Below are 25,820 nucleotides of genomic sequence, written 5' to 3'. Positions count from 1 at the left end.
GTTTATCTATTCTAGCAACACCGTCTGGCTGACTCACCTGGTCAGACCAGAAAACTCAGACCAGAACACTTATTTCAGAAGACCCGGGAACCCCTTGATGAGCAACCCTGATCAGATTCAGCGTATCCTTTTCGACCAGATCGATGTCCGCGGCGTTGTGGCGGGCCTTGATAGCAGCTATCAGGAAGTACTGGCCCGGCACGATTACCCTCAGACCCTGCAGCGCCTGCTCGGTGAAATGCTGGCGGCGGTCAGCATGCTCAGTTCGACACTGAAGTTCGAAGGCCGGCTGCTGCTGCAGGCCCAGGGGGATGGTGCGGTCAAGTTGCTGATGGCGGAGTGCAACCATCATCAGGACTTGCGCGCGATCGCCCGCTACGAGGGAGCGGTGGCTGACGATCTGGCATTCAATGAACTGCTGGTCAACGGCCGCATCGCGCTGACCATCGAGCCGGAAAACGGTCAGCGCTACCAGGGGGTGGTGCCGCTGGAACACCCGACGCTGGCGCAGTGCCTGAAGGCCTACTTCGAGCAGTCCGAACAGCTGGGGACCTCGATTCAGCTGGCGGCCGATGGTCAGCGCGCGGCTGGGTTGATGCTGCAGGTATTGCCGGCCGAAGGGACCGGGGACGAGGACTGGTCCCGGGTCAGCATGCTGGCGTCAACACTGAAAGATGCTGAACTGCTGGAACTGGATAACGAAGCGCTGCTGTATCGCCTGTTCCACGAAGAAACCTGTCGCCTGTATGAGCCCCAGTCGTTGCGGTTTAAATGTGACTGCTCGCGCGAACGCAGTGCCGAAGCGCTGAAGTTCATGACGGAGGAAGAGCTGCTGGAGATCCTGGCGCAGCAGGATGGCAGCATCGATGTGGGCTGCCAGTTCTGCAACCAGCAGTACCATTTCGACGAAACCGATATTCGGGCCCTGTTCAGCGAGCCTGGCTATCTCGATCAGGATGGCCGCATGCACTGAGAATCAGTGGCTTAGCGAGCACTTTTCGGACGCTGTCGGGACGCCAAATGAGAATGATTCAATGCAGTCCCCTCAGCGCACATTTTGTGCAATAATAGCGCCCCAAAAATAACGATTCGAACTGCGTTGACCGGAACGCAGCAGCCTTATTTGCTTTCAGGTAATAGTTTGGCGAAGTGCCAAGGGAATCCAGTAATGACCAAAGAAACCGTCAATAGCGTACACGTGAATCTGACCCCGGCTGAGCTGGTGGAGTGTGCGATTCAGCGTAATGAAGGTGTCCTGGCTGACACCGGAGCACTGGTTGTCACCACCGGACAGCGTACTGGCCGCTCGCCGATGGATCGTTTCATCGTTGAAGAGCCCAGCACGGCTGACGTTATCGATTGGGGCAACATCAACCGCCCGTTCGATGCCGACAAGTTCGATGCCCTCTGGGGTCGTGTAGAAGAGTATCTGGCCGACAAGGAACATTATGTCGCCAATGTTCACGTGGGTGCTGATCACAACCACTACCTGCCGGTGAAAATGACCACCGAAACCGCGTGGCAGAACCTCTTTGGTCTGAACCTGTTCATCCGTCCGCACGAGTACAACCCGAAGGGCAAGGAAGAGTGGCAGATCCTGAACGTGGCCGGTTTCCAGTGTGATCCCGAGCGTGATGGTACCAACTCTGACGGCTGTGTCATCCTGAACTTCGCCAAGCGTAAGGTGCTGATCGCGGGCATGCGCTATGCCGGCGAAATGAAGAAGGCGATGTTCTCCGTGCAGAACTTCCTGCTGCCGGAAAAAGATGTACTGCCGATGCACTGCTCCGCCAACATAGGCGAAGACGGTTCCACTACTCTGTTCTTTGGTCTGTCCGGTACCGGCAAGACCACCCTGTCCGCCGACCCTGAGCGTTACCTGATCGGTGACGACGAGCACGGCTGGGGCAAGGGTGTGGTGTTCAACCTGGAAGGTGGTTGCTACGCCAAGACGATCAACCTGAGCAAGAAGAACGAGCCGATCATCTGGGACGCCATCCGTTTCGGTGCCATCGTCGAGAACGTCAAGCTGGATGGCGTTCGCAAGGCTGACTACAACGATACCTCTCTGACCGAGAACGGTCGTTGCGCCTACCCGCTGGATCACGTTGAGAAGCGCTCTGCCACCAACATGGGTGACGAGCCGGATTCCATCGTCTTCCTGACCTGCGACCTGACCGGCGTCCTGCCGCCGGTATCCGTGTTGACCAAGGAAGCGGCTGCGTACCACTTCCTGTCCGGTTACACTGCGCTGGTCGGTTCTACCGAAATGGGTTCCGGTGGCGGCATCAAGTCCACCTTCTCCACCTGCTTTGGTGCGCCTTTCTTCCCGCGTGCGGCTCACGTCTACGCCGAGCTGCTGATGAAGCGTATCGAAGAATACGGCTCCCGTGTTTACCTGGTAAACACTGGCTGGACCGGCGGTTCCTACGGTGTTGGTGAGCGTTTCAGCATCCCGACCACCCGTGCCATCATCAGCGCCATCCAGAGCGGTGCGCTGAAAGACTGCGAAACCGTACAGCTGGACGGCATCAACCTGGCGGTACCGACTGCGGTACCGGGTGTGGACTCCAATCTGCTGAATCCGCGTGATACCTGGGCTGACAAGGCCTCCTACGACGCTGCCGCGACCGATCTGGCGCAGCAGTTCGTCAACAACTTCACCAAGTTTGCCGGCGTCTCCGAAGAGATCATCGCCGCGGGTCCCAAGGCCTGAGCCTGACCTGAAAGCAAACCGGACAAACGCCCTGCATTCGCAGGGCGTTTTTGTTTGTGCCGGTTACGGCTTGTCAGTGTGAAGCGGGTCGTCGCACCGGGCGAACCAGCCAGTGATGATGCCGCAGGCGGCGCAGCAGGCGACTGAGCAGAGCGATTGTCGTCAGCGCAAAGGCCAGCCGTGCCCAGAAAATGCCGGACAGATCGGCCCCGATCAGCAGCACCAGCAGCGTATCCTCGATCAGACTGTGGCATAGACCGAGCAGGCTGATGGCGCAGAAGATGTCGGCGGGTTCTATGTCGCCCCTTTCCGCCTCCCGGATCAGCAGGCCGCCGCCATAGGCCAGTCCCAGAGTCATGCCGATCAGGGTGATCGACAGGGCGCTCGGGGCGATGCCGATCAGTTTCAGCAGCGGGCGCAGCAGCCACTCCAGCAGTCGCTCGATACCGAGCAGTCGAAGCAACCGCAACGCGGTGAGCAGCAGCACAATCACCAGTGCGGTCCAGGCCAGGGTCTGCAGCTGTCCCAGCCCCCAGTCGAGCCAACCCGTTCCCGTCGGCTCCAGGGTCCAGGGAACCGGATCGCTTGCCTGCAGGCTGTCACTGAGGCGGTAGCTGTGGTGCAGGAGGATACCCAGAAGAATGCCGCCGCCGATGCGCAGCAGCAGTTGTGGCAGCAACCGGCAGCCGGCTTTCCGGGCAACGCTGAGCTCAACCGGCAGGTTGTGGGCGCTGAGCAGCAGGGTACCCAGTACGGTCACCTGGGCCAGTGTCCAGTCATTCGTGCCAGGGGTGGAAAAGAAGATCACCACGCCGGTATAGATGTTGGTCAGCAGGGTGGTGGCCCAGATCAGGCCCGCCTCGGGTGGCAGTCCCATCCAGCCCATGATGGGAGCGAACAGCTGACCGAGATGCTCGGCGGCACCCAGTTCGGTCAGCAGTTTCACGATCAGCATGGCCGGGATCATGATCCTGAACAGGGTCAGAATCACCTTGAGGCTGTCGTCGAGGATTTCGCGACAGCCCTGGATGAAGCCTGGGCGCATCAGCTGATTTTCAGTTTGAAGTCGATGCTGCGCAGGTAAGTAGCTTCCTGTTCCAGATCGGCCCGGGTCAGCGGGTGATGGTTGAGCCAGCCGTTGGGGAAGCTCAGCTCAAGCTTCTGGCCATCTACCTTCAGCGTGAACGCCGGCAGCCGTGCCTTGCTGCGGCTGCGGTGCATGATCACCGACAGGCGCAGCAGCAGGCAGAGATAACGGTAGGGCTGGCGCTGTTTCTCCGGCAGTTGACGGTACTCTTCCTTGGGGAACTTGCGCCGGTGGCCGCGGACCAGAAAGGCCAGCAGTTGCTGCTCCAGGTGAGTGAAACCGGGCAGGTCGGAGTGCTGCAGCAGGTAGGCACTGTGCTTGTGGAACTGGCTGTGGGCGACCGCCAGGCCAATTTCGTGACTGCGGGCGGCCCAGCTCAGCATTTCGTGGTAGTTGCTGGCTTCAAGCTGCCAGCTGTCCTTGACCTGTGCCAGCGCGATCAGCGCCGTGGCCTCGACACGTGTCGCCTGTTTGCGATCCACGTGGTAGCGCCGGGTCAGCGCGCTGATGGTGCGTTCGCGCACGTCTTCGTGGCGCAGGCGTCCGGCCATGTCATAGAGCACGCCTTCACGCAGGGCGCCTTCGGAAAAGCTCATCTGCTCGACATTGAGGGACTCGAAGATGGCACTGAGGATCGCCACGCCGGCGGGCAGAACCGCCTGGCGTTCCGGTTTGATGCCATCGATGCTGAGGCTGTCCACGTCGCCCTGTTCGATCAGATACTGGCAGAGACGGTTGAGCGCCTCGCGGGTGATCTGTTCGCTGCTGAAACCGAGTGACAGGCAGGCCTGGCGAGCGGCTTTCACCGTGCCGGAGGCGCCGACACTGCTGTTCCAGCCCAGACGGCGGTAGTTGCGGCGGATCGACAGCAGTTCCCGCAGGGCGGCTGTGCGGGCCGCCTGTATCGCTTCGGCGGTGATGCGGCCATCGGCAAAGAACTGGTCGGTATAGCTGACACAGCCCATGTGAAGACTTTCGCAGACTTTGGGTTCGAAGCGTTCGCCAATGATGCACTCGGTACTGCCGCCGCCGATATCGATCACCAGGCGGCGGCCGGTGTCGTCTGCCAGGGTGTGGGCCACGCCAAGGTAGATCAGGCGGGCTTCTTCACGGCCGGCAATTACTTCCACCGGCGTACCGAGCAGGGCCTGAGCCCGTTCGATGAATTCAGCGCTGTTGCGTGCCTGGCGCAGGGCGTTGGTGCCGACTACACGGATCGACTGACGCGGCAGTTCACTGATGCGCTGGGCAAAGCGGCTCAGGCATTCCAGTCCCCGGCTCATGGCTTCTTCTGTCAGGCAGTCGTCGGCATCGAGACCGGCGGCCAGTTGGACCTTTTCTGACAGTACATCCAGCGGCTTCAGCTCACCGGCAAACAGTTGCGACACCATGATGTGAAAGCTGTTCGACCCCAGGTCGATGGCAGCCAGCAAAGAGGTATCGGAAGTGGGGGCCTGCGATGGATCCTGAGCGTGCATCAAACGTTGTCCTCTGTATCAAACGCGTACAAGCGTTCAAAAATACCGGTTATGTGGCCTGACGCGCTACCCTATTTTGATGACATCTGTCAGCGCAGGAGTGGCAAGGTCGGAATATGGCGGGAATTCGTGCTAGGTGTTATCATCGAAACCATTGTTTCTAACGCACCTGGTGCACTGGAGAATCCATCCATGAGTGAAAATATCGTCAATGTAACTGACGCGTCCTTCGAAGAAGATGTCCTCAAGGCGGACGGCGCTGTACTGGTAGACTACTGGGCCGAGTGGTGCGGACCTTGCAAAATGATCGCGCCGGTTCTGGAAGAGATCGCCAAGGAGTATGCGGGCAAGCTGAAGGTCTGCAAGCTGAACATCGACGAGAACAACGAAACTCCGCCGAAGTTCGGTATCCGTGGTATCCCGACCCTGATGCTGTTCAAGGGCGGTAACGTGGAAGCGACCAAGGTCGGTGCCCTGTCCAAGTCACAGCTGGCCGCCTTCATCGACGCCAACCTTTAATGGCGTGAGGAAAACGCAGCCGCCCGGCTGCGTTTTTCTTGATCCCGGCTGGACACTGCCCGGGTTAGCTTTTATAGTAGATTGACTTGTCGGCCCGGCGATCCATTGCGTGGGCTTCAAAAGCTGTATCTTAACCTTGTTCTTCTGACTAACCGTCCGGTTTCCATCCGTAACCAGTCGACAGCGGCTGCTTCCTGAAAACTATGAATCTTACCGAACTCAAACTGAAAAGCGTTCCGGAACTTCTGGAAATTGCTACCGAAATGGGCCTCGAAAACATGGCCCGCTCCCGCAAGCAGGATGTTATCTTCGCAATTCTGAAGCGACATGCCAAAAGCGGTGAAGATATCTATGGCAACGGCGTACTGGAAATTCTCCAGGATGGCTTCGGCTTCCTGCGCTCTGCTGATTCTTCCTACCTGGCCGGCCCCGACGATATCTACGTATCGCCAAGCCAGATCCGCCGCTTCAACCTGCGTACCGGTGATACCATTGCAGGTAAGATTCGTCCGCCGAAGGATGGCGAACGTTACTTCGCGCTGCTAAAGGTCAACGAGATCAACTATGACCGTCCGGAAAACGCGAAGAACAAGATCCTGTTCGAGAACCTGACACCGCTGTTCGCGCAGGAACGTCTGCGCATGGAGATCGGTAACGGCAGTACCGAAGACCTGACGGCTCGAGTGATCGACCTGGTCTGCCCGATGGGCAAGGGCCAGCGTGCGCTGATCGTGTCTCCGCCCAAGGCCGGTAAGACGCTGATGCTGCAGAACATTGCCAACAGCATCACCCGTAACAACCCCGAATGCTACCTGATCGTTCTGCTGATCGACGAACGTCCCGAGGAAGTGACCGAGATGCAGCGCACCGTGCGCGGCGAAGTGGTCGCGTCCACCTTCGACGAGCCGCCGGCGCGTCACGTTCAGGTTGCGGAAATGGTGCTGGAAAAGGCCAAGCGTCTGACCGAGCACAAGAAGGACGTGGTGATTCTGCTCGACTCCATCACCCGTTTGGCCCGTGCCTACAACACCGTGATCCCGTCTTCCGGCAAGGTGCTGACCGGTGGTGTCGATGCCCACGCGCTGGAGCGTCCGAAGCGTTTCTTTGGTGCGGCACGTAACATCGAGGAAGGCGGCAGCCTGACCATCATCGCCACGGCGCTGGTCGACACCGGCTCCAAGATGGACGAAGTGATCTTCGAAGAGTTCAAGGGTACCGGTAACTCCGAAGTACACCTGGACCGCAAAGTGGCCGAGAAGCGCGTCTTCCCGGCGATCAACATCCGTCGTTCCGGCACCCGCCGTGAAGACCTGCTGACCTCCGAAGAAGAGCTGCAGCGCATGTGGATCCTGCGCAAGCTGCTGGACCCGATGGAAGATGCGGCCGCGACCGAGTTTGTCATCGACAAGCTGAAGGACTTCAAGACCAACGACGAGTTCTTCCTGTCGATGAAACGCAAGTAATCCGGGCTCACACGACTGTGTGAACCGAACCGGGTAAAAAGGGTAAGCGACGACTTGCCCTTTTTTGTATGTGAACGGTGGCGTTACGCCCTGTGTTGACGTCACCCGAGCCGCCTCTTGTCGTTCAGGCGGCCTGGCTGGAACGAGCTTTTCATGTCGACTCCCAAATACAAGGACCTGCGCGATTTCATCAAGATGCTGGAAGCGCGCGGGGAGCTGAAACGGATCAGCATGCCGGTGGACCCGGTGCTGGAAATGACCGAAATCTGCGATCGTACGCTCAGGGCCGGTGGTCCGGCGCTGCTGTTCGAAAACCCCAAGGGGTACGACATGCCGGTGCTGGGTAACCTCTTTGGTACTCCGGAACGCGTGGCGCTGGGCATGGGTGAAGAATCCGTGGCTGCCCTGCGAGAAGTTGGCAAGCTGCTGGCGCAGCTGAAGGAGCCGGAGCCGCCACGGGGCATGAAGGATGCCTGGGACAAGCTGCCGCTGTACAAACAGGTGCTCAATATGGGGCCGAAGCAGGTGCGCAAGGCGCCCTGCCAGGATGTGGTCATCGAAGGTGACGATGTCGACCTCTACCAGATCCCGATCCAGACCTGCTGGCCAGGTGATGCCGGTCCGCTGGTGACCTGGCCGCTGGTCATCACCCGAGGCCCGGAAAAGCCGCGCCAGAATCTGGGTATCTACCGTCAGCAGCTGATCGGCCGCAACAAGCTGATCATGCGCTGGCTGGCCCACCGTGGCGGTGCTCTTGATTTCCGTGAATGGAAGGCCGCCCATCCCGGCGAGAAATTCCCGGTAGCAGTGGCACTGGGCGCCGACCCGGCCACCATTCTCGGGGCCGTCACCCCGGTGCCTGATACCCTGTCCGAATACGCCTTTGCCGGTCTGCTGCGTGGTGGCAAGACCGAGGTGGTCAAGTGCCTGGGTAATGACCTTCAGGTGCCGGCCAGCGCCGAGATCATTCTCGAGGGCTACATTGACCCCGACGAGATGGCTGATGAGGGCCCGTTCGGCGACCATACCGGCTATTACAACGAGGTGGACTCCTTCCCGGTGTTCACCGTGGAACGGATCACCCGGCGCAAGGACGCCATCTACCACAGTACCTATACCGGCCGTCCGCCCGATGAACCGGCGGTGCTGGGCGTGGCGCTGAACGAGGTGTTCGTGCCGATCCTGCAGAAGCAGTTCCCCGAGATCGTGGACTTCTATCTGCCGCCGGAAGGCTGCTCCTACCGCATGGCGGTGGTGACGATGAAGAAACAGTACCCGGGGCATGCCAAGCGAATCATGCTCGGTGTCTGGTCCTTCCTGCGCCAGTTCATGTACACCAAGTTCGTCATCGTCTGTGATGACGATGTCAACGCTCGCGATTGGCAGGATGTTATCTGGGCGATCACCACTCGCATGGATCCGCAGCGTGATACGGTGATGATCGATAATACGCCGATCGATTATCTCGACTTCGCCTCGCCGGTATCGGGGCTGGGGTCGAAAATGGGTATGGACGCCACCAACAAGTGGCCCGGCGAGACCGACCGCGAGTGGGGCGAGCCGATCCAGATGGACCCGGCGGTAAAAGCGCGGGTCGACGAGATCTGGGATCAACTGGATATCTGTTAAATCAACCGACCGGGCGGCAGGTCTGTCCGGCCAGGGAGTGAATACGTGTTCCCCGTAGAAAAGAAGCATTGCGACATCACCGGCTTTGAGGCCTTGAACCATGACGTTTTCCGCGTACGCCTGCGCCTTGAGAGTAGCGACCGCGAAAACATGCACTACCATGCCGGTCAGTACCTGGACATCTGCCTGCCCGACGGTAAGCAGGCCTCCTTCTCCATCGCTTCGGCACCGGATCAGGGCCGAGATCTGGAGCTGCATATCCGTCAGGTGCCGGGCAGCGAATTCAACGCGCTGATCCTGGATACCCTGCGCAGCCAGAGCGAGATCGATGTGGAGCTGCCCAAGGGTAAGGTGCACCTGAGTCAGGCCGACGTGAAGCCGGAGACCCGCTTCATCTTTGCCGCCGCCAGCACCGGCTTCGCCCAGATCAAGAGCATGGTTGAGCACCTGCTGGCCAATCAGGCGGGCAATCCGATCGAAATCTACTGGGGCGCGCGTGTAGAAGCGGACATCTATCTGGAGAAGTTGCCGCAGCAGTGGGCGGCCGAGCACGCCAATGTGCACTTTATCCCGGTGGTCAGCGAACCGGAAAACAGCCCCGGCTGGCAGGGCCGCACCGGTCTGATGCCGGACGCCATTGCCGAAGACCTGACTGACGTTGATGCCGATCTGGCAGTGTACGCCTGTGGCTCGCCGGGCATGGTGCATGCGCTGGTGGATCGTCTGGAAGAGAAGGGCGTCAGCGAAGCGCAGATTCACTCGGATGTGTTTGCCTGGGCGCCGCGCCCGGCGAAAACGACCTCTGCCTGACTCCTCAGGTAACAGACATTAAAAAGGGCAGCCGAGGCTGCCCTTTTTAGTGCTGGATCGCTGGCTCAGTGGCTGGCGTTTTCCGGCAGCGGCAACGCCGGCAGCTGAGGTGCAACCCGGTTGAAGTTGGCCTGCATCAGCTGGGAGGCCCGTTCGGTTTCACCCAGATGCTGCAGCAGACGCTGCAACTCGCCGAAGGTTTCCACGCGCGGGTCCAGCTCGAAGCTGCGCTCGAAGTGGCTGATCGCCTGCCCCCAGAGCTCATTGCGCATGCTCAGGCGGCCCAGGGTCAGCTCCAGTTCGGCACAGTCCGGATGCTTCTTCAACCAGCCCTTGGCGGTGTCCAGCTGTTTCTGCGGATCCTTGCCGGCCAGGGTGCCATAGACCTCGACCAGCGTCAGGTCCCACTTGCGCTTGATCAGATCCTGCAGTACCTGTTCGGCTTCCGCCTCGGCGCCGATCTGGCGCATCAGTTCGCTGTAGCGGCGCACCAGTGCCGGGTCACGCAACAGGTGCTGGGGGACCGCCTGCCAGCTGCGGCTAAGCACGCGCAGTTGCTCCTGCTCATCGGCCTCGGCGGGCAGGGTAGCCAGGCTCTGTTGCAGGCGCTGCAGGTGACACTGCTGCTCCAGCTCGGCCAGCTGGCCTTCGTTGAGCACGCCCTGGCGTTTGAGTTCGGGCAACAGCTGGATCAGGGACAGCCAGTCTTCCAGGCGCAGGTAGACCTGCTGCAGCAGACGCAACACTTGGGTGTTCTTCGGGGCCTGGCGGCGCAGGTTGAGCAGGTTGGCCAGACAGGGTTCCAGCTGGCCACGCTCGAGCTGGAACTGGGCCTGGGTCAGGCCGATCGCTACTTCAGCCTGCGGCGTTGCCGCACGGGCCTTGTTCAGCAGGGCATCGGTGCCACTGTTGTCGCCCTGTTCATGGGCGGCACGGGCGGCGGCCATATAATTGATCGCCGGCAGTTCGGAGCGCTCGGCCGCCTGGCTGAGGTAGCGTTGCGCCTTCCACCAGTTGCCCTCGGACAGGGCGACCATCCCCTTGAGTGATTTGCGCTGGCTCAGGCGCTGGTTGCGCCGGCTTTGCCAGCTGCGCACCTTGTTGCTGGGAAGGCGCAAGCCTGATGCCAGGTTAAGCAGCCAGTGCCCCAGGGCGAAAGCGACGATCAGTAACAGCAGCAGAACCCAGAGGCTGGTTTCCACCGTCGTCTGCTTGTAGGCCAGCAGTACATAGCCCGGGTCCTGTACCATCATCTGACCGAGCCAGGCACCGGCGACGAGGAAGATCAGCAGGAAGATGAACAGCTTCTTCATCGATCAACCCTCCGCCCGCAGTTCCTGCATCTGGCGCAGGTAGGTTTTCAGGCTGGCCAGAGAGCCGGAGATGTCCGGCAGTTCCGGTGCTACATTGACCTGCTGCAGTTCCTCGAGGCCTCGCAGTATGGCCTGGGTGGCGGCGTTCTTGGCATCGAAGTGGGTGCCGACCCAGTCATGGGCCTTGCTCAGGCTGGCGTCATAGGCCTGCTGCTTGCGCTGCAACAGCGCCATCTGCGCCTGCTCCAGCATCAGGTGCAGGTTCTGTTGCAGGAAGAAGGTCTGCTCAGGCGACATCAGCGGCTTGACCGCCTCGTCATGATGCTGGATTACGATCAGTGTCTCGAACTTGTCCATCGCCTTGTTCCAGCTCGCCTTGAGACCATCGCCCCAGGACTGCTCGACACTTTCCGGGGTGATCTCTTCCAGCAGGGCTGGCAGCTTGCGTTTGTCGGTAATCGGCGTGACACGCAGCTCGCTGACCTGGCGGTTCAATGCCGCCAGCTTGAGGAAGACGCCTTCGGTATCCAGTCTGGGCACGGCTTCCAGCGCGGCGATATCCTCGGCCAGCGCCTTGCGCACGTCATACAGGGTAACGTCATCGGTTTCGCGCAGGCTCTCGTCGGCTGATTTGAGCAGCGTCAGGGCGCCGGTGGCGGTCTGCTCCATCAGTACACGCTGATTGGCTAGGCGCAACAGGTATTCCACTTCGGCCAGCAGCCAGTCCTTGCGGCTGACTTCGGCATCGGCGGTGACCTGTTGGATGCTGCGGGTCAGACGGTCCTGGAGTTCATCGATATTGGCCTTGTCGGCCTCGGCACGGGCCTGCAACTGGCCCAGCTGCTGGCTGACGCCGGCCAGGGTTTCGGCCGCTTGAGCGCGGCTGGTGGCGATCAGTGTTTCCACCTGCTGGCTGATCTGGTTCTGCAGCTGGCCGTTTTGCTGCTTCATCTGCCAGCCTTCCCAGGCCATATAGGCACCACCGCCCAGAGCGACAACAGAGAGCAGCAGGGCCAGTTTGCCCGGCCAGGTCGCACCACAACGCTTGCCATTTTCGGTCGGTGTGGCCGGTACGGCTTGTCCGGACGCCTTCGCCGGACTGACGGTCGCAGAGGCCTGTTCAGCGTCTGTCGGTTCGGCAGCCAGGTTGTCGTCAGTCTTGCTGGTCTTGTCGTCGGGCATAGGTGTTGAGGTCTCGCCTTCCTGTTGTTCAGCTGTTTCGTTGCGGGTCTCTTTCATGCCGTGTTCCGATGGTCAGGCGGGTAGCAAGGTATCGACCATCGACTGGTCGTCCGGTCCCTGGGCTACCCGGATTCGGTTGAATCCCAGCGAATGGGCCAGCTCGGCAAGGCGGGCGCTGGGAACGATGATCAGGGTCTCGGTCAAGGTGGCGGCTGCTGGTCCACACAGCTGCAGCAGATTGCGCAAAGCTTGACCACTGGTGATCAGGATAGCCGATAACGGTTGTGCATAAATAGTACTTTGGATAACTGCGTCGGCGTATGCCGGGCAGGCGCGGCGGTAAATATGGGCCAGGTCGACACGGGCACCGCGGCGGCGCAGGGTATCGGCCAGCAGGTCGCGACCGCCTTCGGCGCGCAAGATCAGCACGCGCTCGCCGGACATCTCCTGCAGCGACGGGTCGGCCAGCAGTGTCTCTGAGTCGAAGCCACCCTCGGCGTGCCAGGCCTCGAAGCCCAGCTGTGCCAACGTGTCGGCAGTCTGCTTGCCAATGCCGACCCAGCGTACGCCCAGTGGCAACTGGGGCCAGTACTCGTCGATCCAGTCGGCGCCGATACGGGCGGCGTTGGGGCTGACGAAGATGACGTCACGGTAGAGGTCCAGATCGAGGATGCAGGCCTTGCACAGCTGGTAGTCGGCGCCGTCCTGTTCTGTGGTGGCAACGATCTCCAGCAGCGGCAGGGGGACAGGCTCTGCCCCCAGGCGCTGCAGATAATCGATCTGGCTGGCGGACTGGTGCGCCGGGCGGGTGACCAGCACCCGCAGGCCGCTCAGCGGTTTAGCCACGTTCGCTGTAGACCTCGCGCAGGATCTCGTCGGCACCGGCCTCCAGCAGTCGCTCGGCCAGGGTGATGCCCAGGGTTTCGGCGTCGGCGCTGGGGCCACGAATCTCGTCACGCAGCACACGGGTGCCGTCGGGGCGACCGACCAGACCGCGCAGCCAGAGCTCGTCGCTATCGCTGTTCAGGGTGGCGTAGCAGCCGATTGGCACCTGGCAACCCCCTTCAAGGCGGCGATTCATGGCGCGTTCGGCCAGTACTCGGCTGGCGGTTTCTGCGTGGTGCAGCGGCTTGATCAGTGCGATCAGCTCGGCATCGTCGTTGCGGCACTCGATGCCGACCGCGCCCTGGCCGCCAGCCGGCAGGCTCTGTTCCGGCGTGATCTCCTCGCGAATCCGCTCGCCCAGCTCCAGCCGCAGCAGGCCGGCGGTCGCAAGGATGATGGCGTCATACTCGCCGGCATCCAGTTTGCCCAAGCGGGTCTGCACATTGCCACGCAGGAAGCGGACCTGCAGGTCGGGACGACGTTCACGGATCTGTACTTCACGGCGCAGCGAGGAGGTGCCAACCACGGCGCCCTGGGGCAGGTCGTCGAAACGGTTGTAGGTGTTGCTGACAAAGGCGTCGGTGGGGCGCTCACGTTCGCAGATCACCGGCAGGCCCAGCCCTTCCGGGAACTCCATCGGCACATCTTTCATCGAGTGCACGGCGATATCAGCGTCGCCGTTGAGCAGCGCATGTTCCAGTTCCTTGACGAACAGGCCTTTGCCGCCAATCTTGGCCAGCGGGGTATCGAGGATCTTGTCACCGCGGGATTCGATTTTCAGCAGTTCGACCTGAATGCCCGGGTGGTGCTTTTCCAGCTCGGCCTTGACGTATTCGGCCTGCCAGAGGGCCAGCAGGCTGCGACGGGTAGCGATGCGGATGGTTCTGCTCATGGTTGAATCCTTGTCAGCAGGCGGAGCCTCGCCGGGTCGAGCCTCGCCAGATCGAATTGAATGACCGGCAGTGTAACAGAAAGCGGCACAGCGGTTGACTGATGCGGCTCAGCTCTGCGCCGGCACGTTGATCACCTGCTCGAGTTCATGGGCGGCTTCGCGCAGCAACGGTTCGAATGTCAGCAGGTCCTCGAGCGAACAGCGAATCACCGGCGCATGGGTGAACAGGCAGGCGATCAGGCGGCCGTTGATATCCTTGACCGGAACTGCGACGGCTACCATGCCGTCGATGAATTCCTCGTTATCAACGGCCAGTCGCTGCTCGGCGACATGCTCCAGCTCGTCGAGCAGTTCTTTGGGATCGGTCAGGGTGTTGCGTGCCAACCGCTGCATGGGCAGCTTCTCGAGCATCAGCTTGCGCTGGCTGGTCGGCAGGTTGGACAGGTACAGCTTGCCGCTGGCCGTACACCAGGCCGGGGTGTGGCTGCCTACCGGCAGGTTGATCTGCAGTGGCCAGTTGGTCTGCACGCGATCGAAATAGAGCATCTCGGTGCCATCGGGGATTGCCAGGCCGATGGTTTCCCGGATCTGGTTGGACAGCCCTTGTAGAATGGCCCGGCGCTGGGCCTTGTAACGACTGGCGTAGATGACCCCGAGTGCGGCCTGGTGCAGGCGTGCGCCGGGGATGATGACCCCTCCCATGTTGGTCTGCAGAAAGCCTTCCTTCTCCAGCGTCTGGATCAGGCGATGGCCGGTGGCCTTGGGGATATCCAGCTGCTTTGACAGCTCCGCGGCATTCATCGGCCGGCCGGCATTGGCCACGGCTTCGATGATTTCCAGAACCCGGAGAATTGAGGAGCCTTTTTGCCGGCGTCTTGTGCTGCTGATGCGTGTCATTGCTGATGCCAGACCGCGGCATAGAGATCGATCAATTCATCGACGCTGGGAACACGGGGGTTGTTGCCGGGGGAGCCGGACGCCAATGCCTGTTCGGCCATGGTCGCGCGTAGCTCGAAATAGCGTTGCTCATCGATGCCGTACTCGGCGGGGCTGGGTACTTCCAGTTCCTGGTTCAGCGCACGCAACTCAGCCACCAGTTTGGCGTTGGCGGTAGCGGTATCGTCGCTCTGCAGTGCGGTACCGATGGCGCGGGCACAGTCGGCGTAGCGCTCAGGTGCGCTGTCCAGCGAGAAGGCGGTGACGGTGGGCAGCAGCATGGCGTTGGACAGGCCATGGGGCACATGGAAGAAGGCACCGATGGGGCGGCTCATACCATGCACGAGCGCCACAGAGGCGGCGGAAAAGGCAACACCGGCCAGGGTGGCTCCCAGCATCATCGCTTCGCGCGCTTCCCGGTCGTCCGGTTGGTGGTAGGTACGGCGCAGATTCGGGCCGATCAGCCGCATTGCCGCCAGTGCCTGGCTATCGCTGTAAGGGTTGGCCTTGGCACTGACATAGGCCTCGATGGCGTGGGTCAATGCATCGATGCCGGTGTCGGCGGTCACGCGGGGTGGGGCCGACAGGGTCAGCTCATAATCGATCAGCGCGGCGGCCGGCATGAAACCGAGACCGACGCAGAGCATCTTCTCGTCCTTGTCGGCGTCGGTGATGATGGTGAAGCGGGTTGCCTCGGAACCGGTACCGGCCGTGGTCGGGATGGCGATGACAGGCAGTCCCGGCTCGCTGACATCGCGCGGGAACTTGTAGTCACGCATCTGGCCACCGAACTTGCCCAGGATTGAAATCGCCTTGGCCGAGTCGATCGGGCTACCGCCCCCAAGGGCGATAATCGAATCGTAGTTGCCGTCACGGACCTTGGCCACGCCGGCCAGAATCGAGGCTTCGGTGGGCTCCGGCAGGGTGTCGGCAAAGAGATCGCTGTCAACGCCAGCTTCACTCAGGACCGTCTGCAGGTTAGCCACATAGCCCAGCTTGACCATCATCGGGTCGGAGATGATCAGCGGGTTGTTGCAGCCCAGTGCCGCCAATATTTCGGGGGTCTTGCGACTGGCACCGGCCCCTACTTCCATCAGGCGGGGCAGAATGATTCGATTACTCATTGTTATTCTCCGAAGGTATCAGTTGGAACAGGCCATGGGGGCCGGTCAGGGGCCGCTCGATACGGTTGAAGATGCTGGAGAGCAGTGTTATGCCGGATCATCTTTGCTGTTTCGAGAAGACAGGTCCCGTTATGGATAGAAGGGTTTTGGGTGTTGGTCAATAAGAATGAGATGAAAAGTCTCAAAATAACACCTGGTTGGTTGCTGTGTAGTGGTTCTGCTCGGTGTGCGGCCGGGGCGGGCATTGGCAATGCTGTTGGCCGGAAAGGGCTGTATAATCAGGCTATCGACATTCACCGGTCCGCCCGTGCGGGCCGATTCAGCGTCAGCGAGGTATGAGGTGTATGAGCAAAGAGACCAATCAGCAGTGGGGTGGCCGTTTCAATGAGCCGACGGACGCCTTCGTAGCCCGTTTTACCGCTTCCGTCGATTTCGACCAGCGCCTCTTCAAGCAGGATATCCAGGGGTCTGTGGCGCACGCACGCATGCTGGCCAAGGTCGGCGTACTGACCGAAGATGAGCGTGATGCGATCATCCGGGGGCTGGGCGAAATTCGCGTCGAGATTGAGCGTGGTGAATTTGAATGGTCCGTGGCGCTGGAAGATGTGCACATGAACATCGAAGCGGCGCTGACCAAAAAGATCGGTATTACCGGCAAGAAGCTGCACACCGGCCGTTCACGTAATGACCAGGTGGCCACCGATATCCGTCTCTACATGCGCGACGAGATCGATCTGATCCTGTCCGAAATCAGCCGCCTGCAGCAGGGGCTGCTGGATCTGGCCGAGCAGGAAGCGGACACGATCATGCCTGGTTTTACACACCTGCAGACCGCTCAGCCGGTGACTTTCGGTCACCACCTGCTGGCCTGGTTCGAGATGTTGAGCCGTGACTACGAGCGCTTTGCCGACTGCCGCAAGCGTGTCAACGTGATGCCGCTGGGTGCCGCCGCGCTGGCCGGTACCACCTACCCCATCGATCGTGCCTACACCGCTGAGCTGCTGCAGTTCGACGCCCCGGCCGGCAATTCCCTGGATGCGGTGTCCGACCGTGACTTCGGTATCGAGTTCTGTGCCGCCGCCAGCCTGCTGCTGATGCACATGACGCGCATGTCGGAAGAGCTGGTGCTCTGGACGTCTGCCCAGTTCAACTTCATCAACCTGCCGGACCGCTTCTGCACCGGTTCCTCAATCATGCCGCAGAAGAAGAACCCGGACGTGCCCGAACTGGTGCGTGGCAAGAGCGGCCGTGTCTACGGTCACCTGATGTCACTGTTGACGCTGATGAAGTCCCAGCCGCTGGCGTACAACAAGGATAACCAGGAAGACAAGGAGCCGCTGTTCGACGCCGTGGATACCGTGAAGGGCTGTCTGCGCGCCTTCGGTGACATGGTGCCGGCGATTGAATCGCGCAAGGACGAGATGCGCGAAGCAGCGCGTCGCGGTTTCTCCACCGCGACCGATCTGGCGGACTATCTGGTGCGCAAGGGCGTGGCCTTCCGTGATGCTCACGAAATTGTTGGCTTGTCCGTGGCCTACGGCATCAAGACCGGCAAGGACCTGTCCGACATGACGCTGGAAGAGCTGCAGCAGTTCTCCGATACCATTGAGCAGGACGTGTTCGAGGTACTGACGCTGGAAGGCTCGGTTGCGGCACGTAACCATATCGGTGGTACTGCGCCGGATCAGGTGCGCGCGGCAGTGATCCGCGGTCGCGATCTGCTTGGTGCTCGTGCTGACTGATCGGCATTGATGTGGGCGGAGGCTGTGCATCCGCCCCTGATGTTCAAAAGCCGCCCTCGGGCGGCTTTTGTGTTTCCGTACTTGTCTATCCTTGTCGGCCTCAGCGAAGGGTGATATCCACCATCAGGTCGCCGGCAATGGCTTCCAGCGCCTGTTGCAGCTCGTCCGGATCCAGATCAGCTGGTGCCAGCAGTTCCGCTTCCGCCTTGAACAGCTCTTCCGCCGACATCGAGCCTGAGGTCAGTTCGGTGCTCAGCCGCTCCACGTTGATATGGCGGGCCGCCAGCGCCTGGGAAATTTCGCGTACGATGCCTGGCTTGTCGTGGCCGACCAGTTCCAGAATCATCGGCTGCATCTCGCTGACCGGCGCGGTTTCTTCGCTGCGCTCTGCCGTGACTTTAAGTCCCTGGGTGCTCAGGGCTTCCAGGGCGGTGATCAGGTCGTCCGCCTGATCGGTCGGTACCTGGGTGATCAGGATGCCGGCGAACTTGCCGCCAAGGCGTGACATGCCGGACTCGAGCCAGTTACCCTGATGTTCGGCGATGGTGTGGGACAGGAGTCCGACCAGGCCCGGTTTGTCCGGCCCGATGACCGTAAGAACCAATGATGTCAGCATGATGTTCGGCCTTTTCTTGGATAGGTTGGTGGCAACCTGTGTTGCCGTCTTGTAAAGGAATGTATATCAGATGCAGCAGATTATCACCGCTCTGTGGCCGGTTTTTGCGCTCTTGCTGCTGGGTTTCTGGGCTCGGCGTAGTGACTTCCCCGGTGAGGGTTTCTGGCAGCCGGCTGAAAAGGCGACCTACTACGTACTTTTTCCGGCGCTGCTGATTGGGCGCTTATCTCAGGCAGAGCTGGGTGGTGAAGCCTCGTTCCAGTTAATCGTAACCATGTTGGCACTGTTGTTGGGCGGCAGCCTTTTGTGTGTATTGCTTCAGCCGCTGCTGCGCTTGAGTGGATCTGCGTACACCTCATTCTTTCAGGGGGCGATGCGGTTCAATACCTATGTGGCTTTGGCCGTGACCGCTGCGCTCTATGCGAATGAAGGCATCGTTTATGCAGCGGTGATTACAGCAGTGATGATCCCGACACTTAATCTGCTCTGCATCCTTGCGTTTGCCGCCACGGCTGCTGCGCGTCCATCGCTACTACAGATGTTGCGCACATTACTGACTAACCCGCTGATCCTGTCGTGTCTGCTGGGGATTGCGTTAAGTGTAACAGGAGTGGGGTTGCCGCAACCGATGGCCTCGGTGTTGGAGTTGTTGAGCCGAATGGCGCTACCGCTGGGGCTGCTGGCAGTTGGGGCCGGTTTGAATCTGCGTGCTCTGCGGCAAGGCGGTCGGGCGCTGTGGGCCGCCAATTTGATCAAACTGCTTTTGTTTCCACTCGCGACTTTACTGCTGGCCGGTTGGCTGGAGCTGGATAGAACCATGACCGGGGTACTGGTGGTGTTTGCCGCCGTACCAACCGCGACCTCGGCCTATATCCTGGCGCGACAGCTTGGAGGCGATGCCGAATTGATGGCCGCAATCATCACGGCGCAGACCTTGCTGGCGATGTTGAGTCTGCCGCTGGTATTGATGCTGGTCTAAGTGTATCGAAGAGGCGACATGTTAATGCTGTGTACAGGCTGTTTTTGCCGAAGATCATGCAAATTCTGAAAAGTTGAAGCGAAAAGGTAAAAAAAAGCCTGCGGGGGTTGCAAAAAAACGCCCTTATGGAAGACTAGGGTGGTCATTCGGGGGCGCATTTCCCTGAACTTCAGCCAACTTTCCATAATCTTTTCGCAAAAGTTCTGATAACCATGAACAAAAGCCCGGATCTAGTATTGGTACTTGTTGTTGTCTTCGTCGTTGGTGCGGTCATGACCGGGATCTCGCAAAGTGATCTGCAGATCGCGGCCATGGTGCAGGACGTCTTCAACAGCTGATCCGGTAGACGCAGCGCTCCGTTGCGATTCCGTCCAGAGGGACATCCCAGGGCTCAAGTGGCAGTTTTTCTTGGCGCTGGAAGTCATGTGCCAGACCGATCAGGCGGGGCCCCCTGAGCGCTTTTTCCTGTAGCTTGAACGCGAAAGTGCGGTCGTAATAGCCGCCCCCCATCCCCATGCGCCCGCCATCGGCCGAGAATGCCACCAGCGGCATTAATACCAGATCCAGTGCCTGAGCCGGGCGTATCGGCTTACCCTGAAGTACGGGCTCCAGAATACGGTAGCAGTTGCGGCGCATCGGTGTATTGCGGTTGTAAGGCGTAAACCAGAGACGATTGTGCCGGATCGGGTGCAGTACCGGCAGATAGAGCTGCTTGCCTTGCCTGCGGCAAAGGTCGATCAGCAGAGTCGGGTCGATTTCGCCATCGTTGGGAAGATATAGCGCGATATGACGGGCCTGGTGGAACCAGAGTTGCGATCTGAGGTTGTGGCAGAGTGAGCGAGCGGCTTGGCGCTGTTGTCGCGGACTGAGTGCCCGGCGGCGGGCGCGCATCTGGCGGCGGAGTGTCTTGCGATCCTGCATCATGGTAGTAGAGGCTTCCCAGAGTGCCGGTGTCGGTCGTGGCCCTGAACCCTAAGGTTCAGAGTGGAAGCGTTTACAAGCGAATTAGGCTTTCCGTCAAGCGGACATGCTCACAACACCTGTTGCACACTTCCTGGGTACTGCTTATCGGCTCGAGGGACTTGACCGACTGTCGAACACTCCAGGAACCTGATTCCATTATACCCGTTCGCGACTCGATGTCAGCCCTTGCAATTTTATCCGGCTCTGCTAAGAGGACGGTTTATCCCTTTGTTAGATAATGGCTTTTTCAGGAAGTTGAAGAGTTTTCATGGGGCTTGGCAGTGGTGTCGCGGGCGAGCCCCTGGTCGATCTTGTGACCCAGTCGGCGCAGGTTGGTTTCGATGTTCTGGCGCTGTTCTTCTCGGCTCTTGATCAGCTCGTGAGACATGTTGAGCGCGGCCATCACAGCGATCCGCTCCAGGCCAATGATCTTGCCTGAGTGACGGATCTCCTGCATTTTCTGGTTCAGGTAGTCGGCGGATGCCAGCAACTCAGCCTCGGCGCCATCCGGGCAACTGATGGTGTACTCCTTGTCCAGCAGCTTGACGGTTACCGTGCGTGCATCCGCGCTCATGAGTTCTGCTCCAGTGCCTTGAGTCGCTGTATCATCCCTTCAACCTTGCTGCGGGTCTGGTCGTTGAGCTGTACCAGCTGGGCGCGCTCGTCGCGCAACTGGGCATCCTGCTGGCGCAGCTGGCGGTTTTCCTGCTCCAGCTGTTGAACGCGTGTCAGCAGCTGGTCGATTTTCTGTTCGAGTGCGTTGAAATAGTGTTCGCTCATGCCAGACCCCATGCAATAACCTGCTGACTATAAACAGCTGACCTCACAGGGTCAATCGACACTCCGTGGCTCTGTTTATAGTGAAATGCTAGCATAGAGATCAATGCGGTGCCGGCCCTGCCCGGTTACCCTCGGCACAACAGACATAACCCCGGATAGATGACTATGACCCACGAACAGGCCGCTGCAGTAGAACTGCCGGATTTCGATACCCTGGCCGACTGGCTGGTTGAAGAGGGAGCGATGACCGTATCGCCGTCGGAGTTGCATGGATTGCTGGCCGGTCAGGTTGCAGCAGGAGCCCGTTTCGATCCGGTCAGTCTGTTGCAGCGTATACAGCAGCTGTTCGATATCGAGCCATTAAAAGGCGAAGGTGTGTGCAAGAGCATCATGCAGCTGTATCTGGCCACGCTGCAGCAGTTTGAAGCGCCCGATTTCAGTTTTGAGTTGCTGTTGCCTGATGATGATCAGCCACTGCCGATCCGGGCGGAGGCGCTAGGCATCTGGTGCAGCGGTTTTCTCAGTGGCTTCGGTCTGCAGGAACGCAAGGGCGCGCAGGGGCTGTCGGTCGAAGGGCAGGAAACACTGCGCGACCTGGCTCAGATCGTCCAGATCAGTACGGAAGCCGACACCGATTCCGAAGAAGATGAAGGGGATCTGATGGAGGTGCAGGAGTACGTACGTATGGCGGCTCTGCTGGTGTTCAGCGAATGCAACGAGCCAGATGGTCAGGCCGCGCCGGATGAGAATGCGCCGGCGCCGGTATTGCACTGAAGGGTGGCAGGATCCGATATGAAAATTGCTCAGGATGAATTTGCCCGTCGACGTGCAGCCCTGCTGCAGCAACTGCCGAGCAACAGTGTGGCCCTGGTTTCGGCCAGTCACCTGAAAAGTCGTAACCGTGATGCCGAGTATGCCTTCCGCCAGGACAGCGACTTCTATTACCTGACCGGCTTCAATGAGCCCGATGCCTTGCTGCTGCTGATTCCGGGACGCGTCGAAGGCGAATTTGTCCTCTTCTGTCCGCCACGTGACCCGCAGATGGAGATCTGGACCGGCTATCGGGCCGGCCCTGAAGGTTGTGTGCGTGATTTCGGCGCCGACCAGGCATTTGCACTGGACGAGCTGGAAGTACAGATGCCCCAGCTGCTGGACGGCGTGCACCGGCTTTATTATGCCCTGGGCAGTGATGAAGCGCTGGACGCCCGGGTGCGTGGTTGGCTGAACCAGGTTCGTGCCCAGTCGCGACAGGGCGCCCAGGCACCGGAGGAACTGGTACTGCTGGACAACCTGCTGCACGAGCAGCGCCTGTTCAAGAGCGACGCTGAGCTGGCGGTGATGCGCCGCGCGGCCGAAATTTCCGCCGAAGCCCACTGTCGTGCCATGCGGTTGTCCCGGCCGGGCCTGTACGAATATCAGCTGGAAGCGGAGATTACCGGTTACAGCATTCAGCAGGGCGCCCGCTTCCAGGCCTACTCGCCGATCGTCGGGGGTGGCGCCAATGGCTGCATTCTGCACTATATCGAGAATACTGCCGAGCTTCAGGACGGTGATCTGGTGCTGATCGATGCCGGCTGCGAGCTGGACAACTATGCCAGTGACATCACCCGTACCTTCCCGGTCAATGGCCGCTTCTCGCCACAGCAGAAGGCGCTGTATCAGCTGGTACTGGATACGCAGCTGGCCTGTATCGATGCGATGCAGCCCGGCGTACTCTGGAACCGTATTCATGACCTGTCGGTGGAGCTGCTGACCGAAGGGTTGATCGAGCTGGGCCTGCTGCAGGGTGAGCGGGATGCCCTGATCGAGGAGGACGCGTATCGTCGTTTCTATATGCACCGCATCGGCCACTGGCTGGGCATGGATGTGCATGATGTTGGCCAGTACAAGATTGATGGCGAGTGGCGGCCGCTGGAACCGGGCATGGTGATGACCATTGAGCCGGGGCTCTATGTGGCACCCGACGATGAGAGCGTGGCGCCCGAGTGGCGAGGGATCGGTATTCGCATCGAAGACGATGTCCTGGTCACCGAGCAGGGCCCGGACGTGCTGACCCGCGGCGTGCCGAAAAGCATCGCCGATATCGAAGCGCTGATGGCGCAGAACTGAGTGCTCGGAGACGCGGACGATGCAGCAGTATGACCTGATCATCATTGGTGGCGGCATGGTCGGTGCCAGCCTGGCGGCGGCGCTGCTGCCGACGGCTGAAGAGCTGGGGCTGCGCATGGCTCTGGTCGAGGCACAGCCGCTGCCGGAAGCGGGCGAAGCGGTTTTTACGCCCAGCTATGATGCCCGTTCCACGGCGCTGGCACAGGGCGTGAGGACGCTCTATCGGCGCATGGGCATCTGGTCGGCGCTGGAAGCGCACCTGACCCCTATTGACCAGATCCATGTCTCGGATCGGGGGCATTTTGGCAGTACCCGCCTGCATGCGGACGAGGAAGGGGTGCCGGCACTGGGTTATGTGGTGGAGAACCACTGGCTGGGTCAGGTGTTGATCCGTCATCTGCAACAGCATGCCGGTCCGCATCTGACGTTGATCTCGCCTGCCGAGGTCGCGATGCTGACTCCCGGAGCATGCGGTAATGAGGTTCGGTTGCAGACCGAGGCCGGAGAGCAGCGCTTGAACGCGGAATTGGTGGTGATGGCCGATGGTGGCCGTTCTGCCCTGCGTGAGCGACTGGGCATCCACTATCGCGAACAGGCCTACGGCCAGCATGCGCTGGTGGCGAATGTCTCGCTGGATCGCGCCCATGCCAACATCGCTTACGAGCGTTTCACCGAAGCGGGGCCGGTGGCACTGCTGCCCGGTGAAAGTCTGAATGGACAGGTACGTTGTGGGCTGGTCTGGACACTGGCCGATGAGGTGCTGGACGAAGTGCTGGCGCTGGATGATAAGGCCTTTCTGGCGCGCCTGCAGCAAACCTTTGGCTACCGTGCCGGGCGCTTCACCGCGGTGGGCGAGCGTTACCACTACCCGCTCAAACTGACCCAGGCCGAGGAGCAGGTGCGCACGGGACTGGTGGTGCTGGGCAATGCGGCCCATGCGCTGCACCCGATCGCCGGACAGGGCTACAACCTGGCGCTGCGTGGCGTGGTGGCGCTGGCTGATCTGATCATTGATCGCAAGCGCTCAGGTTTGCCGTTGGGTGCGCTGGACGGGCTGAGCGAGTTTGTCGAGCAGCGCCGCCAGGACCAGCAGCGCACCATCCAGTTCAGTGACCGTACCCTGAAACTCTTTACCAGTGGCAATCCGTTGCTGCGGCTGGGGCGTGGTCTGGGGCTGCAACTGCTGGACAGCTGTCCGGCGGGCAAGACTTTGTTTGCCCGTGCCGCCATGGGCCTGGATCAACCTGCGGCGCGTCTGCGCTGATATCGGAGAACCGAAATGACGACCGAGCAGCATGCGGATCTGGTGATTGTGGGAGCCGGGATGGTCGGCTTGGCGCTGGCACTGGCGCTGGCGCCATCGGGGAAACGAATCTGTCTGCTGGAGCAGCGCTCGGGCTGTGTCGCAGACTGGCTCGATCAGCTCTGTGCGCAGCCGGAGCAGCAGTATGACCCGCGTGTCAGTGCACTGAACCTGGCGTCGGTCAAACTGCTTGATCAGCTGGGAGCCTGGTCGGCAATCCAGTCGTTGTTCCGTGCCTGTGCTTACCGTGACATGGAGGTCTGGGACGGTGAAGGCAGTGGCCGTATCCAGTTCAGTGCCGACGCCCTGCATCAAGATCAGCTGGGCTATATCGTCGAAAACTCCATGATCCAGGCGGGGCTGCTGCAGCAGCTGCCGGAACATGACAACCTGCAGTTGCTGACCGGTGTCGGCCTGCAGCAGCTGTCGGCGCCCGCGGCCGATGGCAGTCGAACGCTGCAGCTGAGCGACGGCCGCCGCCTGTCGGTCATGCTGGTTGTGGGGGCGGACGGTGCCCTGTCACGGACCCGTCAGCTCAGTGGCCTGGGGGCGACCGAATGGGATTATGGTCACCATGCGCTGGTGACCACGATTACCACTGAACGCGAACACGCCGAGACCTGTTGGCAGCGGTTTACCGAGGATGGCCCCCTGGCCCTGTTGCCACTGGCCGGCGGCGGGCGACGCAAGAGCTCGATCGTCTGGTCGACCTCGCCGGAACACGCGCGCGAATTGATGGCTCTGTCCGACGAGGACTTCCGTCAAGCGTTGGGGCGGGCTTCCGATTACTGCCTGGGCGCGGTGGTCGACAGTGCCGAACGCCAGCTGATTCCGCTGCGCCAGCGTCATGCTCATCAGTACGTCGAGGCGGGGCTGGCACTGGTCGGGGATGCGGCACACACTATTCACCCGCTGGCCGGCCAGGGCGTGAATCTGGGCTTCATGGATGCCGCCGCGTTGGCTGATGTGATTGAGGCTGCCTGGCAGCGTGGCGAATCGATCGCCGACGAGTCGGTGTTGCGGCGCTATCAGCGCCAGCGCCGCAGTGCCAACCTGAGCATGTCGGCGGCGATGGAAAGCTTTCGTCGCCTGTTTGCACCCCAGCCGGCGCCGGTGCGTCTGCTGCGCAGCTGTGGCATGAATCTGATGAATCGGCTCGAGCCGGTCAAGCAGCATCTGGTGCTGCAGGCCATGGGTTTGTCTGGCGAACGTCCGCAGCGCCTGCAGCGCTGACTCACTTGACAGGCGGTTAAAGATTGATCTGCGGCGCAAATGCCGATACATTGTCTTCCCT

The 25,820-nt window shown here is 60.6% G+C and carries 24 protein-coding genes and 1 other RNA gene; 12 read left to right on the top strand and 13 right to left on the bottom strand.

Translation table 11 applies throughout. From position 1 onward, the window contains the following. Positions 1 to 97 precede the first annotated feature (97 nt). Together hslO and ABD013_RS15465 are read left to right on the top strand one after the other, a co-directional pair. Positions 98 to 973 (top strand): Hsp33 family molecular chaperone HslO, encoded by an 876-nt coding sequence (gene hslO, locus ABD013_RS15470; protein ID WP_343807901.1) that lies wholly within the window; start codon positions 98 to 100, stop codon positions 971 to 973. A 195-nt stretch (positions 974 to 1,168) separates the two neighbouring features. Beyond that, positions 1,169 to 2,716: a phosphoenolpyruvate carboxykinase gene (locus ABD013_RS15465; protein ID WP_343807898.1), complete on the top strand. Its 1,548-nt coding sequence runs from the start codon at positions 1,169 to 1,171 to the stop codon at positions 2,714 to 2,716. 73 nt (positions 2,717 to 2,789) lie between these two features. Here the strand turns inward: ABD013_RS15465 and ABD013_RS15460 are convergent, their stop codons facing one another. Beyond that, positions 2,790 to 3,761, bottom strand: a complete 972-nt coding sequence (locus ABD013_RS15460) for a nucleoside recognition domain-containing protein (protein ID WP_343807895.1) — start codon at positions 3,759 to 3,761, stop codon at positions 2,790 to 2,792. Then, positions 3,761 to 5,281 carry an exopolyphosphatase gene (gene ppx / locus ABD013_RS15455; RefSeq protein ID WP_343807892.1) on the bottom strand — a complete coding sequence of 507 codons (1,521 nt, stop codon included), beginning with the start codon at positions 5,279 to 5,281 and terminating at the stop codon, positions 3,761 to 3,763. The genes ABD013_RS15460 and ppx overlap by 1 nt, the downstream gene beginning before the upstream one ends. 192 nt (positions 5,282 to 5,473) lie before the next feature. Here ppx and trxA point away from each other — a divergent pair, with 192 nt between their 5' ends. From trxA to ABD013_RS15435, 4 genes are all read left to right on the top strand, one after another. Next, entirely contained in the window at positions 5,474 to 5,800 is a 327-nt protein-coding gene (trxA, locus tag ABD013_RS15450; protein WP_106591462.1) for a thioredoxin TrxA, read from the top strand. 203 nt (positions 5,801 to 6,003) lie between these two features. Then, positions 6,004 to 7,263 (top strand): transcription termination factor Rho, encoded by a 1,260-nt coding sequence (gene rho, locus ABD013_RS15445; protein ID WP_239040948.1) that lies wholly within the window; start codon positions 6,004 to 6,006, stop codon positions 7,261 to 7,263. Between the two features lie 153 nt (positions 7,264 to 7,416). Further along, the gene (gene ubiD / locus ABD013_RS15440; protein ID WP_343807889.1) at positions 7,417 to 8,892 is read left to right on the top strand and encodes a 4-hydroxy-3-polyprenylbenzoate decarboxylase; all 1,476 of its coding nucleotides are present in this window, start codon (positions 7,417 to 7,419) and stop codon (positions 8,890 to 8,892) included. 45 nt (positions 8,893 to 8,937) lie between these two features. After that, on the top strand, positions 8,938 to 9,702 hold the full coding sequence (locus ABD013_RS15435; protein ID WP_343807886.1) for an NAD(P)H-flavin reductase: 765 nt from the start codon (positions 8,938 to 8,940) through the stop codon (positions 9,700 to 9,702). Positions 9,703 to 9,767: 65 nt separating this feature from the next. On the opposite strand, the gene ABD013_RS15430 is transcribed toward ABD013_RS15435, so the two are convergent. From ABD013_RS15430 to ABD013_RS15405, 6 genes are all read right to left on the bottom strand, one after another. Then, on the bottom strand, positions 9,768 to 11,015 hold the full coding sequence (locus ABD013_RS15430) for a heme biosynthesis HemY N-terminal domain-containing protein (protein ID WP_343807883.1): 1,248 nt from the start codon (positions 11,013 to 11,015) through the stop codon (positions 9,768 to 9,770). Between the two features lie 3 nt (positions 11,016 to 11,018). Next, complete coding sequence (locus tag ABD013_RS15425; RefSeq protein ID WP_343807880.1) at positions 11,019 to 12,254, bottom strand: uroporphyrinogen-III C-methyltransferase; 1,236 nt, start codon at positions 12,252 to 12,254, stop codon at positions 11,019 to 11,021. 15 nt (positions 12,255 to 12,269) lie between these two features. After that, the gene (locus ABD013_RS15420) at positions 12,270 to 13,043 is read right to left on the bottom strand and encodes a uroporphyrinogen-III synthase (protein ID WP_343807877.1); all 774 of its coding nucleotides are present in this window, start codon (positions 13,041 to 13,043) and stop codon (positions 12,270 to 12,272) included. Further along, positions 13,036 to 13,974, bottom strand: a complete 939-nt coding sequence (gene hemC, locus ABD013_RS15415) for a hydroxymethylbilane synthase (protein WP_343807874.1) — start codon at positions 13,972 to 13,974, stop codon at positions 13,036 to 13,038. Before hemC ends, ABD013_RS15420 begins: the two co-directional genes overlap by 8 nt. Before the next feature lie 108 nt (positions 13,975 to 14,082). Then, positions 14,083 to 14,871 (bottom strand): IclR family transcriptional regulator, encoded by a 789-nt coding sequence (locus tag ABD013_RS15410; protein WP_343807871.1) that lies wholly within the window; start codon positions 14,869 to 14,871, stop codon positions 14,083 to 14,085. Then, positions 14,868 to 16,034: an iron-containing alcohol dehydrogenase gene (locus ABD013_RS15405; RefSeq protein ID WP_343807868.1), complete on the bottom strand. Its 1,167-nt coding sequence runs from the start codon at positions 16,032 to 16,034 to the stop codon at positions 14,868 to 14,870. The genes ABD013_RS15410 and ABD013_RS15405 overlap by 4 nt, the downstream gene beginning before the upstream one ends. Positions 16,035 to 16,378: 344 nt before the next feature. On the opposite strand from ABD013_RS15405, the gene argH reads away from it, so the two are divergent. Continuing rightward, positions 16,379 to 17,776, top strand: coding sequence for an argininosuccinate lyase (gene argH / locus ABD013_RS15400; RefSeq protein ID WP_343807865.1), 1,398 nt, complete (start codon positions 16,379 to 16,381; stop codon positions 17,774 to 17,776). Positions 17,777 to 17,876: 100 nt separating this feature from the next. Here argH and ABD013_RS15395 read toward each other — a convergent pair whose 3' ends face one another. Beyond that, positions 17,877 to 18,392 (bottom strand): glycine cleavage system transcriptional repressor, encoded by a 516-nt coding sequence (locus tag ABD013_RS15395; protein ID WP_343807862.1) that lies wholly within the window; start codon positions 18,390 to 18,392, stop codon positions 17,877 to 17,879. Positions 18,393 to 18,462: 70 nt separating this feature from the next. Here ABD013_RS15395 and ABD013_RS15390 point away from each other — a divergent pair, with 70 nt between their 5' ends. Continuing rightward, on the top strand, positions 18,463 to 19,371 hold the full coding sequence (locus ABD013_RS15390) for an AEC family transporter (RefSeq protein WP_343807859.1): 909 nt from the start codon (positions 18,463 to 18,465) through the stop codon (positions 19,369 to 19,371). A 327-nt stretch (positions 19,372 to 19,698) separates the two neighbouring features. Here ABD013_RS15390 and ABD013_RS15385 read toward each other — a convergent pair whose 3' ends face one another. The 4 genes from ABD013_RS15385 to ABD013_RS15370 form a co-directional block, all read right to left on the bottom strand. Continuing rightward, a complete protein-coding gene (locus ABD013_RS15385) occupies positions 19,699 to 20,295 on the bottom strand; it encodes a 5-formyltetrahydrofolate cyclo-ligase (protein WP_343807856.1) in 597 nt (198 codons plus the stop codon). Between the two features lie 8 nt (positions 20,296 to 20,303). Beyond that, positions 20,304 to 20,483: non-coding RNA, 6S RNA (gene ssrS, locus ABD013_RS15380), on the bottom strand. A 98-nt stretch (positions 20,484 to 20,581) separates the two neighbouring features. Next, positions 20,582 to 20,908, bottom strand: a complete 327-nt coding sequence (locus ABD013_RS15375) for a cell division protein ZapA (RefSeq protein ID WP_343807853.1) — start codon at positions 20,906 to 20,908, stop codon at positions 20,582 to 20,584. Beyond that, complete coding sequence (locus tag ABD013_RS15370) at positions 20,905 to 21,114, bottom strand: TIGR02449 family protein (RefSeq protein WP_343807850.1); 210 nt, start codon at positions 21,112 to 21,114, stop codon at positions 20,905 to 20,907. Before ABD013_RS15370 ends, ABD013_RS15375 begins: the two co-directional genes overlap by 4 nt. 165 nt (positions 21,115 to 21,279) lie before the next feature. Between ABD013_RS15370 and ABD013_RS15365 the strand changes: the two genes are divergently transcribed. From ABD013_RS15365 to ABD013_RS15350, 4 genes are read left to right on the top strand one after another with little or no spacing between them, the layout of a single operon-like run. Then, positions 21,280 to 21,888, top strand: a complete 609-nt coding sequence (locus ABD013_RS15365) for a UPF0149 family protein (protein WP_343807848.1) — start codon at positions 21,280 to 21,282, stop codon at positions 21,886 to 21,888. Positions 21,889 to 21,906: 18 nt separating this feature from the next. Continuing rightward, a complete protein-coding gene (gene pepP / locus ABD013_RS15360; protein ID WP_343807845.1) occupies positions 21,907 to 23,223 on the top strand; it encodes a Xaa-Pro aminopeptidase in 1,317 nt (438 codons plus the stop codon). 19 nt (positions 23,224 to 23,242) lie between these two features. Then, positions 23,243 to 24,487, top strand: a complete 1,245-nt coding sequence (ubiH, locus tag ABD013_RS15355; protein WP_343807842.1) for a 2-octaprenyl-6-methoxyphenyl hydroxylase — start codon at positions 23,243 to 23,245, stop codon at positions 24,485 to 24,487. A 15-nt stretch (positions 24,488 to 24,502) separates the two neighbouring features. Beyond that, positions 24,503 to 25,759, top strand: coding sequence for a UbiH/UbiF/VisC/COQ6 family ubiquinone biosynthesis hydroxylase (locus ABD013_RS15350; protein ID WP_343807840.1), 1,257 nt, complete (start codon positions 24,503 to 24,505; stop codon positions 25,757 to 25,759). Positions 25,760 to 25,820: the final 61 nt, after the last annotated feature.

It is taken from the genome of Marinobacterium maritimum (genome assembly GCF_039523155.1).
Taxonomy (GTDB): Bacteria; Pseudomonadota; Gammaproteobacteria; order Pseudomonadales; family Balneatricaceae; genus Marinobacterium; species Marinobacterium maritimum.
This window is presented reverse-complemented; position numbering and strand designations above follow the sequence as displayed.

Excerpts from the sequence above, each read along its gene's own strand:
- hslO (WP_343807901.1), top strand. The coding sequence starts at position 98 with ATGAGCAACCCTGATCAGATTCAGCGTATCCTTTTCGACCAGATCGAT.
- ABD013_RS15465 (WP_343807898.1), top strand. The coding sequence starts at position 1,169 with ATGACCAAAGAAACCGTCAATAGCGTACACGTGAATCTGACCCCGGCT.
- ABD013_RS15460 (WP_343807895.1), bottom strand. The coding sequence starts at position 3,761 with ATGCGCCCAGGCTTCATCCAGGGCTGTCGCGAAATCCTCGACGACAGC.
- ppx (WP_343807892.1), bottom strand. The coding sequence starts at position 5,281 with ATGCACGCTCAGGATCCATCGCAGGCCCCCACTTCCGATACCTCTTTG.
- trxA (WP_106591462.1), top strand. The coding sequence starts at position 5,474 with ATGAGTGAAAATATCGTCAATGTAACTGACGCGTCCTTCGAAGAAGAT.
- rho (WP_239040948.1), top strand. The coding sequence starts at position 6,004 with ATGAATCTTACCGAACTCAAACTGAAAAGCGTTCCGGAACTTCTGGAA.
- ubiD (WP_343807889.1), top strand. The coding sequence starts at position 7,417 with ATGTCGACTCCCAAATACAAGGACCTGCGCGATTTCATCAAGATGCTG.
- ABD013_RS15430 (WP_343807883.1), bottom strand. The coding sequence starts at position 11,015 with ATGAAGAAGCTGTTCATCTTCCTGCTGATCTTCCTCGTCGCCGGTGCC.
- ABD013_RS15425 (WP_343807880.1), bottom strand. The coding sequence starts at position 12,254 with ATGAAAGAGACCCGCAACGAAACAGCTGAACAACAGGAAGGCGAGACC.
- hemC (WP_343807874.1), bottom strand. The coding sequence starts at position 13,974 with ATGAGCAGAACCATCCGCATCGCTACCCGTCGCAGCCTGCTGGCCCTC.
- ABD013_RS15410 (WP_343807871.1), bottom strand. The coding sequence starts at position 14,871 with ATGACACGCATCAGCAGCACAAGACGCCGGCAAAAAGGCTCCTCAATT.
- ABD013_RS15405 (WP_343807868.1), bottom strand. The coding sequence starts at position 16,034 with ATGAGTAATCGAATCATTCTGCCCCGCCTGATGGAAGTAGGGGCCGGT.
- argH (WP_343807865.1), top strand. The coding sequence starts at position 16,379 with ATGAGCAAAGAGACCAATCAGCAGTGGGGTGGCCGTTTCAATGAGCCG.
- ABD013_RS15395 (WP_343807862.1), bottom strand. The coding sequence starts at position 18,392 with ATGCTGACATCATTGGTTCTTACGGTCATCGGGCCGGACAAACCGGGC.
- ABD013_RS15390 (WP_343807859.1), top strand. The coding sequence starts at position 18,463 with ATGCAGCAGATTATCACCGCTCTGTGGCCGGTTTTTGCGCTCTTGCTG.
- ABD013_RS15385 (WP_343807856.1), bottom strand. The coding sequence starts at position 20,295 with ATGATGCAGGATCGCAAGACACTCCGCCGCCAGATGCGCGCCCGCCGC.
- ABD013_RS15375 (WP_343807853.1), bottom strand. The coding sequence starts at position 20,908 with ATGAGCGCGGATGCACGCACGGTAACCGTCAAGCTGCTGGACAAGGAG.
- ABD013_RS15370 (WP_343807850.1), bottom strand. The coding sequence starts at position 21,114 with ATGAGCGAACACTATTTCAACGCACTCGAACAGAAAATCGACCAGCTG.
- ABD013_RS15365 (WP_343807848.1), top strand. The coding sequence starts at position 21,280 with ATGACCCACGAACAGGCCGCTGCAGTAGAACTGCCGGATTTCGATACC.
- pepP (WP_343807845.1), top strand. The coding sequence starts at position 21,907 with ATGAAAATTGCTCAGGATGAATTTGCCCGTCGACGTGCAGCCCTGCTG.
- ubiH (WP_343807842.1), top strand. The coding sequence starts at position 23,243 with ATGCAGCAGTATGACCTGATCATCATTGGTGGCGGCATGGTCGGTGCC.
- ABD013_RS15350 (WP_343807840.1), top strand. The coding sequence starts at position 24,503 with ATGACGACCGAGCAGCATGCGGATCTGGTGATTGTGGGAGCCGGGATG.